Below are 13,705 nucleotides of genomic sequence, written 5' to 3'. Positions count from 1 at the left end.
CACATTAACTTTTTCTTCATAAATATTCATTTTAACTCAACAGCATACTATTTTTCTTCATCATCATTTGAAATAATCGTTTTTTTGTATCTGTATCGTCTTGCTTGAAAAAGAATGATGCTTAAACCAATGATCATAATGATCCAAGGTGATAACCATAAAAACCATGTTGTTTTATTAAATGGTGGCTTCAATAAGATAAATTCACCATATCGCTCTACAAGAAATTCAACAACCTGTTGGTTACTATCCCCCATTTTTAATCGTTCACGAATCAAAAGCCGTAAATCGTGTGCCAAGGAAGCATCGGAATCATCAATTGATTGATTTGGACAAACTGGACAACGTAAACGTAATGAAATATCACGTGCACGTGCTTCAAGAACTGGATCCTTTAAAATTTCATCCGGCTCCACAGCAATCGCTAATGGTAAAGAAAAAATTGTAATTAAGAAAAGCAAAGCCCAAAATAATACCTTTTTCATCTCAATGTCTTTTCAGAAAACTTAAAGCGGGAAACTATCTGTCGATACAGCCCGACACGAAACCAATAACTAAAAAGAGAAAAACATCCACCGATGGCCATCATCAATGCACCTAACCAAACACAAATGATGTAAGGTTTCCACCATATATGCACAACAAGTCCTTGGTCATTGATACGCCCTGGTACAATATATAACTGAGATAAGCCATAATTCTGGATACCAACTTCTGTTGTTGATGTATTCCTGCTTAAGTAAAATCGCTTTGATGCTGTTATGTTACGTACTGTATTTTTATTTTCATGTATTCTGAAATTAAACCCCATTGCAGAATAGTTTGAACCAACATCTTCATGTATCTTTTCAAAGAAAATAGTTTTATCAGCTATCTTAACCATATCTCCTATGTGCATAGTTAGAATACGTTCTTGCGTAAAGGTTGCAGCATAAATAATACCAAATAATGTAACACCTAATCCCATATGTGCTATTGCCGCACCAAAAACTGACCACGGTAATCCAATAAATCGCTTAATCCGCACTGATAAAGCTGTTTTGCGATGTCCACTCTTTCCCCAAAGATCAGCTACGCTACCCAAGCAAACGAAAGCTGAAAGCCCAATTCCTAAAATTGCAAAAATATCACGAAAAGATGTAGCATAAAATATTATAAAACAGGCTACACAAACTAATGAAAAAATAAACCACAATCGTTCAAAAACTGCAAAAATATCACTATGTTTCCATGCCATCATTGATCCAAAAGGAACCAATAATAATAATAACATCATTAAAGGCCCACAGGTAAGGTTAAAAAAGTCAGCACCTACAGAAATTCTTTTTCCAGTTAATGTTTCCACAAAATAAGGATAAAGCGTACCAGTCAGTACTGTCACTGTTATTGTCATAAGCAATAAATTATTTAAAATAATAAAACCTTCACGCGAAATCGGATGAAATAATCTACCTGTTTTCAAAACAGGTGCTCTCAAAGCAAAAAGGAAAAAAGCCCCACCTCCAAAGAAAAATAAAATAGCAAGAATTGCCTGCCCACGTGCTGGATCAATAGCAAAACTATGAACAGACATTAAAAGACCAGAACGAACAAGAAAAATTCCCATAAGAGAAAGAGAAAAAGTAAGAATAGCTAAAAATAAAGTCCAACTTTTCAGTGTCTCCCGCTTTTCAAGAACAAGAGCAGAATGCAAAAGAGCTGTGCTTGAAAGCCAAGGCATAAATGAAACATTTTCAACTGGATCCCAAAACCAATACCCCCCCCAACCCAGCTCATAATAAGCCCAATAAGATCCAATCATAATACCTAGTGTCAAAAAAAGCCAAGAAAGGAGAATCCAAGGGCGAACCCAACGAGCCCAAATTCTATCGACTTGTCCTGTAATTAATGCAACTATTGTAAAAGAAAAACAAACTGAAAAACCAACATTTCCTAAATAAAGAAGTGGTGGATGAATTGCTAAAGCGATATCTTGTAAGATAGGGTTGAGATCATTTCCTTGTAATGCCGGTGGATTAATACGTAAAAAAGGGTTAGATACCAAAAGAATAAATAACAGAAAAGCACTTATAATCCAACCTTGGCAAATTAAAACTAATGTTTTAATCTGTTCCGGTAAATGTTGGCTAAACAACGCCATCAATGTACTAAAAAAAGCTAGGATTAAAACCCATAACAGCATAGATCCTTCATGGTTACCCCAAATACCAATAATTTTATAAAGTATGGGTTTTTCTGAATGAGAATTCTCAACAACATTTAAAACGGAAAAATCAGATACTATATAAGCATAAACAATAATCGCAAAAGACAATAATACTAATATGAAAACCAGATACGTTAAAGAAGTTACTGTTTGCATTAACGAACGCTCCCTTAACAAAACACCCAAAGTGGGTAATGATGCCTGCAATAAACTAATTGAAAACGCTGCAACTAAAAAAATATGACCCAGTTCAATGAGCACGATCGAATTATTTCTCCATACTGTAATGTTTGTTTAAGCGATCAGCTGTTTCTTTAGACATATAAATTTCATCATGTTTTGCTAAAATGCGTGTACCTATAAAAAAACCCTGTTTATCAAAATGTCCTTCTACAATAACTCCCTGACCTTCACGAAAAAGATCTGGAAGTATACCATTGAAAATAACTTTTTCGTATTTTATGTTATCAGTTATGAAAAAAATAACTCCCATCTCTCCAATGTATTCAACGGTCCCTTTTTGAACAAAACCGCCTAAACGCAAAGGACGTCCCATTAAAACATCTTCTCTTGTAATTTCAGATGGCATTCGAAAAAAACTCACTGAATTACGCATTGCATATATGATAAGACTTAATGCAATACTCATAACGAAAAAGCATAATAAGATCATCAGCAATTGTTTTTTTTTCTGCTGCTTTAAAATCACTTCCAATGAAGGAGAATTTTTTAAGAACTGACTGTTCATGAACTATCTACAAAAACTCTTTCTATAAATACGTCGTATAAGCATTAATTCATCGTTTATATAGCTTAAACGTATAGCTGCTTTTTTTAAGAGCTTTTTATATTTGTGTACAGGTATAATTTTTATCTAACATCTATACCATCTCTGAATGAACCCTTCTGATTTAACGATCTTAAACCGAAGACTACTGCTTTCTAGGTATGTTAATTAGATGAATCACGTAACTGAATTATCATTGCTTTAACACGTGATTGTTCTTCAAAAGCTTCAGGCATTGTATCAAGAAAATTTTGTAAAAACTGAGCTGCTTGTGCAGATTTACCTGCCTGGTGAAGTGCATCAGCTAACAATAAACGAGGATAAAGATCATTTGGTGCTAAATCTACAGCCTTTTGAAAAGCATGTTGTGCTTCTTGTGTAATTGTTCCACCTTCATAACCAACTAATGCCAGACCATATCCCACAAGTCTTGGAGCAGATTCTCCATTCAGGCGTAGTGCATCTAAATAAATGTTTACTGCATTCTGAAAATACCCCTCCTCGAGATACCTTACTGCCAACGCATCTGCTAACTTACCATCGTTAGGTGTACGAAAAAAAAGTGCCTGCAAACGAACAAGCTGTTCACTCTTGCTAAGAGTATTTGGCTCTTTATCCATTAATTCGTTAAAAAAATAACTTTTGACCCCTGGACTACCTGTCAGACTGTAAATACCCCATGTTATAAAAAGAACAAGTAAAATACCAAAAGCTTTTAAAATACGTATATTTTTACAATGTGTGCCAAGCTCATAAGTTTTAACTGAACACATACAACTTTTATCAATATCAATAGCTGAAACTTTCTTATCTTTCTTTAACCCACAGCTAAAATACAGCAAAAGAAAAAGTGCAGCCAAAACTAATAATAGCATATCATCTTGGTACCAATAAAAAGATTAAAATATGTAACCAATTATTCTCTCTCATTCATTAAAACATTATTGTAGATAAACGCAATCCTTAGTACTCTAAAATGATTTCCTACTCTGGTGTATTGTACACATAAACATTGATCTATTTTTATAAACTTTAATGTATATACGCCCTGAATAAAAAAAGAATATCTTTACCGTCTTGGTAATAAAACTTTTGCATATAGCCCACCTAAATTAGAATGTGATAAGAAAAAACTTCCACCATATTCATTAACCATATCTGAAACAATCGCTAGCCCTAAACCTGTCCCCGGCTTACTTTCATCAAACCGACGACCTCTTTTAAAAGCTTCCTCAATTTGTTCTTCTGTTAAACCAGAACCATCATCTTCTACGATAATACTAAAGAATTTTGCTTCTTCAATATTTTCTTCTAAACAACAGGAAATTAGAACTTTTGTGTGAGACCATTGAGCTGCATTTTCAATCAAATTACCTACAATATCCTCTAAATCTTCTTTTTCACCAGAAAAAATAATATCATCGATATCCATGATAAATTGAAACTTTTTCTCAGAATTAAGCTTTTCCATAACCCGCATCAAATGATTAACAACTTTACGTACAGATGTATGATAAACAATACTATCACATTGCGCAGCAATCCGAGCGCGCTGTAAATAGTGATTTATTTGTGCCTGCATCATTTTGGTTTGCTCGCTCAATAAAATAGCCGGTTCCCCACACATCTTATCAACCTCATTCATAATAACTGATAAAGGTGTCTTTAATGAATGAGCAAGATTACCAACTTGCGTTCGAAATCGTTCAATAATACGCTGATTATTATCAATGAGAGCATTCATCTCTTGTGCTAATGGCATCACTTCACTTACTAAATTGGTATTCACGTAATTAACCTTGCCCTCACGAATATCATTCAGTACTTGTCGAATAAGCCTCAATGGTTGAAAACTAAAGAAAATAATAGCAATATTGATAAGGACACTGCCTATACCAAAACTCCAAAGAAAAATTTGTAAAGTTCGCTTAAATTCCTGCACTTGTATATGTGCTTCATCGATGTTACCAACAAGACGAAAACGTGCAATATGATCCTGACTGTCAAGAACAACATCACTCTCAATTACTTGTAACTTCTGACCATCTTTTCCCTTTATCCGATAAGAACGAAAGAACTTATTGTCAAAAGGTATATCAACATCGCTCGGTGAAAATATCCTCTCAGTTCCTAACGATGGGGATGTCAATCTTCCTTTTAGATTAGGTGATACAGCAAATACTTCCCAATACCAACCTGATGTTGGGTCTGAATAACGAATATCATCAATCCCAAAATTTCCTTTTAAATTTCCATCAGGTGATACAGTTACTGTTGCAATGAGGCTATAAAGCTGAGCAGAAAGAATACGCTCTAAACTTTGTTCACTTGAACGCTGATAAAATAAAATACTAACTGCAGAAATCGATGAAAGCGAAATAACAACCCACAATGTTGACAAAATCATAACACGTAAACTGAGAGATCTTCCAATGAGAAAAAACATCCCCCCAAATCGATTCTTGTTCTTCAGAACTTTCATTAATCACCCAGCGTTCTTGCTCGATAACCCATTCCACGAATAGTTTCGATCAAATCCACCCCAAGCTTTTTACGCAACCGCCCTACAAAAACTTCAATCGTATTCGAATCCTTGTCAAAATCCTGATCATAAAGATGTTCTATAAGCTCTGTCCTTGAAACCACCCTATCACAATGATGCATGAGATACGAGAGAAGTCTGAATTCATATGATGTCAATTTAATCAGCTGACCATCAACAAAAACACGAGAAGTTTTAGTATCCAACAAAACTTCACCACAGCATAACGAACTTGTTGCATGACCTGTAGCTCGACGAATTAACGCTCGTAACCGCGCCATTACTTCTTCTAAATGAAATGGCTTAACAACATAGTCATCAGCACCAGCATCAATACCAAGCACCTTATCAGACCAGCGATCGCGTGCTGTCAATATTAAAACAGGCATAAAATATCCTTCTTTACGCCATTTTTCAACAACACGAATTCCATCTAAGCGCGGCAAACCAATATCGAGAATTACAGCATCATAAGAATCTGTGCTTCCTAAAAAATAAGCTTCCTCACCATCGAAGGCACTGTCTGAAATGTACCCAGCGCTCCTCACAGCTTCTGCTAGTTGATGATTAAGATTTCGATCATCTTCAACAATTAAAATACGCATTACACTATCTGCCAAGAACTAATCAACAGGAATGGAAACCTCAACACGGCTCAACTTTTTACCTTCACGAGCAGGGACTACAACCACAACCAAACACATATCTTTTCCATCCTGAATAATAGGTGTTGAACGCACCAACACCGCATTCTGTTGGGCAGCAACCTCTTTGCCAACTTCAGCACATTCAGAAGCTAAAACAGAATCTGCTCCCAAAAGGATTGCTATCATCATAAATAAGAAAACTTTTTTCATCACAGATATTTTATAATCTATTCTACATGAACATAGAATGAATAATGTTTTTTTATTTTTAACATCATACACATTTTAACATCATACACAAAGATTCATTATCCCCTGCATGACAAAACAGTTAGTGAATAATATCTCAAATTTTAATAGTTTCAAAATGAAATTTTTCCAAAGATTACATAATAATTGAAAGGGAAAAATTTTAAATAAATCATGAAAGCAAAATATACTTTGTAAGATATAAATTATAGTAACCATAAAATAAACTTTTTCTCTTTTAATACTATAGTAAAAAAATACCTTTATCCCATATAGTTATTACAGATTTGTTTAGTCGTATCAGTTTGCTATAGACTCTCTTTAAATGTTTGGTTAAATGTTTGGTTTTTTTAAAAAAAGGAAAATACAACGCAGTCAGCCATTTCACAGTCCTGCACTTATTGAGTTAGATGCACGGCTAGATACAGCACTTTACCGTATCCGCTCTACTAATAATTTATTTTGGAACAAAGCAAAAATTATCTCACAATGTCTTCATATACAAGGATGGAAACGATTTATAATTGAAATTCTTAATGAAACACTGACATTAGGATTGATTGGTTTTACTATTTTCACCATCATAGGCATTTCTGTTTTTGAGTTAACCAAAAAAGATTGGTATTCATCTAAAAATTTTTCTGTTCTTTTTCTAGATCGGTATGGCAATCCCATTGGTCATCGTGGTGCACTACCAGCTATGTCAGTGCCAGTTGAAGAAATGCCTGATTACCTTATTCAAGCAGTTCTTGCAACAGAAGATCGTCGTTTTTTTAATCATTGGGGTATTGATTTACATGGTCTCACACGGGCAATTTCGCAAAATATGCAAGCTAATAGTGTAGTTCAAGGTGGTTCAACTATTACACAACAATTAGCTAAAAATTTATTCTTAACAAATGAAAGAACTATAACACGTAAAATAAAAGAAGCCTATCTTGCTCTTTGGCTAGAAGCAAACTTCAGCAAAAAGCAAATTTTACAACTTTATCTTGATCGTACATACATGGGAGGCAATAATTTTGGTATTGCAGCAGCTGCAAAATTTTATTTTGATAAAAATATACGCAATGTATCCCTTAGTGAATCCGCTATGCTAGCAGGACTCTTCAAAGCTCCCACAAAATATGCTCCTCATAGTAACCCACTTGCTGCCCGAACACGTGCCAATATTGTACTTTCTAATCTTGTTAATAGCGGATTCATGACTGATAGCCAAATCATCAATGCTCTTCGTTATCCAGCCAGTGCCATTATAAAAATAAAAAATAATCAGCCTGATTATTTTCTTGATTGGGCATTCGATGAAGTCAAAAAAATGAGCAGCCAATTTCTGAATCAGACTTTAATCGTTCAAACTACTCTTGATCCAAATATTCAAAAAATAGCAGAAGAATCAATTGCATATCATTTACATCAATATGGTCAACAATATCGTGTAACACAAGCTGCCACTGTCATTATCAATAATAATGGAGCTGTATGTGCAATTGTTGGAGGATTGGATTATAGCAAAAGCCAATTTAACAGAGCCACACAAGGTGGCCGGCAACCTGGTTCTTCATTCAAACCTTATGTTTATGCAGCTGCGATGGAACGTGGTCTATCTCCCTCAACAATAGTTTCAGATATCCCTATCAATTGGGGAGGCTGGTCACCCAGAAATAACTCGGGTCGTTATCTCGGTAAAATAGATTTAGCAACTGCTTTGGCCTTTTCTATCAATACAGTGCCTGTCTATATCACGTATCAATATCTTAATCGTGATACCCAACCAATTATAAATCTAATCAAGAACATGGGTATTAATGCTAATATTTTATCACATAAAACTATGATTTTGGGTACATCCAATATGACGCCGATGGATCAAGCAACCGGTTTTAATGTCTTCGCCAATGGAGGTATGTCTGGGAATCGCCATGGTTTTACACAAATTAGAACAACAGATGGACATGTGGTGTGGGATTGGGAGTATAATGGTAATAAACCATATCAAGTTATCAGCAAACAATCAGCAGCTTATATGAACCAAATGATGGTTGGTGTCACAACACGAGGATCTGGTAAGCGTGCTGCTTTACCTATGACCCTTGTTGCCGGAAAAACTGGAACATCACAAGCTTATCGTGATGCATGGTTTGTCGGTTTTACCGGTAATTATACTGGAGCCGTATGGATGGGTAATGATAACTTTTCACCAATGAATCGCGCTTTTGGTGGTGGTGTTCCTGCTATGATATGGCATCGCATTATGCTCTATGCACACCAAAACATAATGCTAAAACAGCTCTATGGCGTCAAAAATTCCCTACTCCCTTATCAACCACCAATACTCCCTTTACGTAATGATTCTGAGCCTACCTCCCCAATACCCTACACACTCTCATCTGAAACATTGAATATTGTGCAACTAATTAATAAAGATTTGAGAAATCTGATTATACTTTCTCCGAAGATAAAAATTATTAAAACAACACTTTAAATTCGAGATCCTTTATAATGTTTCTTAATATTTCCATCTCCTTTTTAATCTCTATTTTTTCCGTTTTATGTGGAATATTAAGCGTTGATTATATTCTCAATTCCTTCAACAATTTTGGACGATTTACAATTGACGAATGGAATGCTTACCCACAAGTAGGCACTGCCAACACCGACCCCTATACCCGAGCACGTACTGCCAAACGAGGCGAAATTTCACTTGGACGAACTGAAGGACTCATTTTCCAAATTTGGAAAGATAATCATGGACGTCCACTACGCCCCCATTGCCACTATTTGCTCAAAGGCCACATCCCTGAAGCACGTCTTTTTACCCTTTATACAGCTGATAGATTTCTCAAACCTTATACTTCATCTAATGAAGTACCTTTTGAACTCTATACCAACAATATCATCTACGAAAGCGATGGCTCATTACATATCAACATCTCATCAACACCGAAAACCGGTAATTGGCTTGCAACAGTTAGTCAAAAAGAATTCGGGCTTATTCTTACTTTATACGATACCTCAATCATCTCCGCAACGGAGTTACAAAAGCTCACTATGCCATCTGTAGAACAAATTCCATCAGGAAAAAATTGTGATTAGATTCCTTCGTACTACTCTTCTTGCAGGCATTGGTGCTATCATCGTTCATATTTGTGTTTTATTTTTAATCCCCTATTATGCCCAAAATAATATATGGATACGGCTTAAAAAATCAGGAGATCCTTATCAATTTATTAACTTGGATTCCAGTAATCCTATTCAGCAATCTACTGATCCATTTTTTCTTCTTAAAGTCTGTAGATTTAATCTTGAAAATGGCCCTGTTCATTTAAAGACTTTGAAAACAACACAATTTTGGTCACTATCAACTTATACACGTGAGGGAATTATTTTCTACAGTCTTAATGACCGAACAGCTCCTAATGCTATACTCGATCTTATTATTGGAAAACCTATACAAATAATAGAACTCAAACAGTCAAAATCCAAAAATGATATTAATTCAGTTTTAATTGCTAAAAATTTAAATGAAGGTTTTGCTGTCTTGCGCATCTTTGCTTCTTCTTCACTTGCCAAAAAAGAGAGTGAATCCTTTTTTTCATCTGCAACATGTCGCGTATTTAATGGATAAAATAATACTGATTTCAATTGTACAACTGATCTATTTTTGTAGTAGAGAGAATATGTAAAAATGTATAGCAATAGTAAATTTTTAAATACAATTAATCAAATATCAAAACTAAAATAAAATTCTTATTTAATTTTAAAGCATTTAAATTTTTTATTAAGATAAAAAATTATTCAAATTAAACCTACAATACTCTATCTATTGAGACATCAATTTTCTATAATTGCACATAGAATAAAAAGGTATAGCCTGTTATACTTAAACCGTATTACGCTTGATGAAAAACCTACTGCAGATAGAGTGTAATAAATGAGAGTAAATATGCTGCAAACTTCAGGAAAATAGGCTTATATCGACTTCAGAGCCTGTCATTTGAACTTATTTTTATGTGATTACAACCATGCTCCATAAAATCTAATCTATCACATTAATTAATCCACGAAAAGAATGGCAATTGCGTACACCAATTAGTGAATAAAGCTATCGAAAGTCTATGTAGGACAAAGTATCCTTGATCTTATAAATAAATGCTTTACTTTTATCATAAGACTGAGAACTTTCTATCATATATAGAATCTGAAGAAAATTTTACTTATGTTTTTTGTTGAGGAAATAAGAGCTTAATGAAGAAAAAATACATCCTGTTAATCTCAAGAGCAGCAATATGGTCCCCTCGTTTTAGCGGATTAGCATTATTGATCTTATTATTTTCGGTGATTTTACAGCATTTTTCTGCAATCAGCGTAGTAGATTTCATGATTTTGATAGCAATCTCTGCTTGCTTTGTTGTTATTTCTCTTTTTCTTTCTGTAAAAGCCCTTTACACTTTATGGGTATATGGTGCTCGAGGTGGAATGCAAGCTTTAAGAGGTATTATTTATTCGTTAATAACTGCTACACCATTAATATTATTTTTGAGCTTTTGGTTTTCTTTACCAGCTCTTCATGATATTTCTACTGATACACAGAGGCCACCTGCTTTTTTTCGTACTATACGTCCCAAAGATGCCTTACCACTCAAGAGTATTTTAATTGAACAAGAAACATTACAAATGTCAAAATGGCCTGAAATGTCAGGACGTCGTTATGATGGTTCACCTGACAGTATCTATAAATCAGTACTTAATGTTTTAGCAGCTTATGATTGGCCCGTTGTGGCTCAACAGAAGTTTAAAGATAAAGAAAATGAACTTTATATTGAAGCAATAGCAAAAACTTTTTATCTTGGCTTTATTTCGGATATTGTAATTCGTTTAACGGATGAAGGAGATACAACTTTTGTTGATATGCGTTCTGCTTCACGTTATTTACTAAGAGATTTTGGTACGAACGCTACTTTTATTCTCAATTTTATGGATGCGCTTGATACAGAAGTAGCATCACTTCCTCTTTCTCAGGATGATGAATAAAAAATACAGTACAGTAAGTCATATTTAGCAAAAAGCTTATTTTTAAATAAGTTTTGAAATATGCAAACAGATAAGATTGGCTGTAATCTATTAAAATCTATAAATATATTAACAAGCTACCAATAATCTTAAAGAAATTTATAGAATCTTGTTAATTTATGCAAAATGACCACAATATCTAAATGCGAATCTGAATTTATAAACCATAATAAATTGATTTTATTAAAATTTTTTATGGTAAAAGATCTTATCGTAAGATTTTGGTATAGGATTTTTATGGTTAAGTAAAACTTAATCATCCCATATAGATTTATTTTATACAATGAAAACAAATAATTATGAATTCATTCTGAAGAAAATTATTATAAAGGGATGACAATTTAGAATATTTTTTTATGAACTTTATAACAATATAACAGCTGCAATACAAAATATTATTGCTGAATAAAAAATTTCCCTTGCATCAATAACAAAGCTATAAAAAATAAAGAATAAAAAACAGAAAACATAACAAATCAATAATAATAAAACTTCTTAATATTGTAAAAATTTATTGATTTGACTATTTCTTACTTTACTTCCATCATATAAAAAATTCACTAAGATATTATAAAAATATAAGAAAATAGTGTATATGTCACTTAAAAATAAATTTGATATTACAGTACTTTTTTCAATTATACCAGTAAATATTATTTTAAAAATAATATATATAAATAAAAGAACATTTACTAAAAATAATACTTATGTAATTTTATAAAAATATCTATTATCAAAACTTAAATTATAATACACAATACTATAAATAATAGATATCCCCGAAATATATTTTGTCTATAAACACATATACAGAATTATATTTATTAAATATAATAATAACGTCTTTAGGGATATCTCAGCTAAACATTATCTATCACTTCAATAAGTGCAAATCAGGCTCTACTTAACCACTTGGAACAATCATAAAATACCAAGATTCACACTACTAATTGCACTATTAAAAGAATTAAAATTGAATAAAATTATATATAAACCCTACTTTAATCAATTATAGACATAAACCAAAAAATTTGATGGAACTTGATGTAGATGTACCTTGGCTGAAGTTAATTCCACCTCCGCCTGTATTATTGAGTGTACCATCAAAAAAATTAAAACCAAATGAAAACTGCATATGAACCTCACTTCAATTAATTATAAATTATAAACCAAGAAATTTGATGGAACTTGATGTAGATGTACCTTGGCTGAAGTTAATTCTACCTCCGCCTGTATTATTGAGTGTACCATCAAAAAAATTAAAACCAAATGAAAACTGCATATGAACCTCACTTCAATTAATTATAAATTATAGACTAAAAAATTTTGCAGAACTTGATGTAGATGTACCTTGGCTGAAGTTAATTCTACCTCCGCCTGTATTATTGAGTGTACCATCAAAAAAATTAAAACCAAATGAAAACTGCATATAAACCCTACTTTAATCAATTATAGAGATAAACCAAAAAATTTTATGGAACTTGATGTAGATGTACCTTGGCCGAAGTTAATTCCACCTCCGCCTGTATTATTGAGTGTACCATCAAAAAAATTAAAACCAAATGAAAACTGCATATGAACCTCACTTCAATCAATTATAGAGATAAACCAAAAAATTTTATGGAACTTGATGTAGATGTACCTTGGCCGAAGTTAATTCCATCTCCGCCTATATTATTGAGTGTACCATCAAAAAAATTAAAACCAAATGAAAACTGCATATGAACCTCACTTCAATTAATTATAAATTATAAACCAAGAAATTTGATGGAACTTGATGTAGATGTACCTTGGCCGAAGTTAATTCCACCTCCGCCTATATTATTGAGTGTACCATCAAAAAAATTAAAACCAAATGAAAACTGCATATGAACCTCACTTCAATTAATTATAAATTATAGACTAAAAAATTTTGCAGAACTTGATGTAGATGTACCCTGGCCGAAGTTAATTCCACCTCCACCTGTATTATTGAGTGTACCATCAAAAAAATTAAAACCAAATGAAAACTGCATATGAACCTCACTTCAATTAATTATAAATTATAGACTAAAAAATTTTGCAGAACTTGATGTAGATGTACCTTGGCCGAAGTTAATTCCACCTCCGCCTGTATTATTGAGTGTACCATCAAAAAAATTAAAACCAAATGAAAACTGCATATAAACTCCATCGTAATATAATAAAAAACGTATCACAAT

14 protein-coding genes are annotated in these 13,705 nt (G+C 33.1%); 4 read left to right on the top strand and 10 right to left on the bottom strand.

All coding sequences use genetic code 11. The annotated features are described in order from the left end of the window. Positions 1 to 47: 47 nt before the first annotated feature. The 7 genes from V4P56_RS01320 to V4P56_RS01290 form a co-directional block, all read right to left on the bottom strand. Positions 48 to 485, bottom strand: coding sequence for a cytochrome c-type biogenesis protein (locus V4P56_RS01320; RefSeq protein WP_455482300.1), 438 nt, complete (start codon positions 483 to 485; stop codon positions 48 to 50). Next, a complete protein-coding gene (locus V4P56_RS01315) occupies positions 482 to 2,467 on the bottom strand; it encodes a heme lyase CcmF/NrfE family subunit (RefSeq protein WP_455482299.1) in 1,986 nt (661 codons plus the stop codon). Before V4P56_RS01315 ends, V4P56_RS01320 begins: the two co-directional genes overlap by 4 nt. 7 nt (positions 2,468 to 2,474) lie before the next feature. Beyond that, entirely contained in the window at positions 2,475 to 2,954 is a 480-nt protein-coding gene (ccmE, locus tag V4P56_RS01310; RefSeq protein WP_455482298.1) for a cytochrome c maturation protein CcmE, read from the bottom strand. 203 nt (positions 2,955 to 3,157) lie between these two features. Then, positions 3,158 to 3,868 carry a tetratricopeptide repeat protein gene (locus V4P56_RS01305; protein WP_455482297.1) on the bottom strand — a complete coding sequence of 237 codons (711 nt, stop codon included), beginning with the start codon at positions 3,866 to 3,868 and terminating at the stop codon, positions 3,158 to 3,160. A 194-nt stretch (positions 3,869 to 4,062) separates the two neighbouring features. Then, positions 4,063 to 5,475, bottom strand: coding sequence for an ATP-binding protein (locus tag V4P56_RS01300; protein WP_455482296.1), 1,413 nt, complete (start codon positions 5,473 to 5,475; stop codon positions 4,063 to 4,065). After that, entirely contained in the window at positions 5,475 to 6,140 is a 666-nt protein-coding gene (locus tag V4P56_RS01295; RefSeq protein WP_455482295.1) for a response regulator transcription factor, read from the bottom strand. The genes V4P56_RS01300 and V4P56_RS01295 overlap by 1 nt, the downstream gene beginning before the upstream one ends. 18 nt (positions 6,141 to 6,158) lie before the next feature. Continuing rightward, positions 6,159 to 6,395: a hypothetical protein gene (locus V4P56_RS01290; RefSeq protein ID WP_455482294.1), complete on the bottom strand. Its 237-nt coding sequence runs from the start codon at positions 6,393 to 6,395 to the stop codon at positions 6,159 to 6,161. Between the two features lie 373 nt (positions 6,396 to 6,768). On the opposite strand from V4P56_RS01290, the gene V4P56_RS01285 reads away from it, so the two are divergent. The 4 genes from V4P56_RS01285 to V4P56_RS01270 all read left to right on the top strand — a co-directional run bounded on the left by V4P56_RS01285 (position 6,769) and on the right by V4P56_RS01270 (position 11,465). Further along, complete coding sequence (locus V4P56_RS01285; RefSeq protein ID WP_455482293.1) at positions 6,769 to 8,916, top strand: transglycosylase domain-containing protein; 2,148 nt, start codon at positions 6,769 to 6,771, stop codon at positions 8,914 to 8,916. Between the two features lie 17 nt (positions 8,917 to 8,933). Then, positions 8,934 to 9,527, top strand: a complete 594-nt coding sequence (locus V4P56_RS01280; RefSeq protein WP_455482292.1) for a DUF1214 domain-containing protein — start codon at positions 8,934 to 8,936, stop codon at positions 9,525 to 9,527. Next, the gene (locus V4P56_RS01275) at positions 9,520 to 10,059 is read left to right on the top strand and encodes a DUF1254 domain-containing protein (RefSeq protein WP_455482291.1); all 540 of its coding nucleotides are present in this window, start codon (positions 9,520 to 9,522) and stop codon (positions 10,057 to 10,059) included. The genes V4P56_RS01280 and V4P56_RS01275 overlap by 8 nt, the downstream gene beginning before the upstream one ends. 620 nt (positions 10,060 to 10,679) lie before the next feature. After that, complete coding sequence (locus V4P56_RS01270; RefSeq protein WP_455482290.1) at positions 10,680 to 11,465, top strand: DUF1499 domain-containing protein; 786 nt, start codon at positions 10,680 to 10,682, stop codon at positions 11,463 to 11,465. 1,048 nt (positions 11,466 to 12,513) lie between these two features. Here V4P56_RS01270 and V4P56_RS01265 read toward each other — a convergent pair. The 3 genes from V4P56_RS01265 to V4P56_RS01255 form a co-directional block, all read right to left on the bottom strand. Then, the gene (locus V4P56_RS01265; RefSeq protein ID WP_455482289.1) at positions 12,514 to 12,639 is read right to left on the bottom strand and encodes a hypothetical protein; all 126 of its coding nucleotides are present in this window, start codon (positions 12,637 to 12,639) and stop codon (positions 12,514 to 12,516) included. A 314-nt stretch (positions 12,640 to 12,953) separates the two neighbouring features. Beyond that, positions 12,954 to 13,079, bottom strand: coding sequence for a hypothetical protein (locus tag V4P56_RS01260; protein ID WP_455482288.1), 126 nt, complete (start codon positions 13,077 to 13,079; stop codon positions 12,954 to 12,956). Between the two features lie 20 nt (positions 13,080 to 13,099). Then, a complete protein-coding gene (locus V4P56_RS01255) occupies positions 13,100 to 13,225 on the bottom strand; it encodes a hypothetical protein (RefSeq protein WP_455482287.1) in 126 nt (41 codons plus the stop codon). Positions 13,226 to 13,705 lie beyond the last annotated feature (480 nt).

This window comes from Bartonella sp. B35(2025) (genome assembly GCF_053794465.1).
Note: the sequence above shows the minus strand (reverse complement) of the source record. Positions and strands in the feature narration are given on the sequence as shown.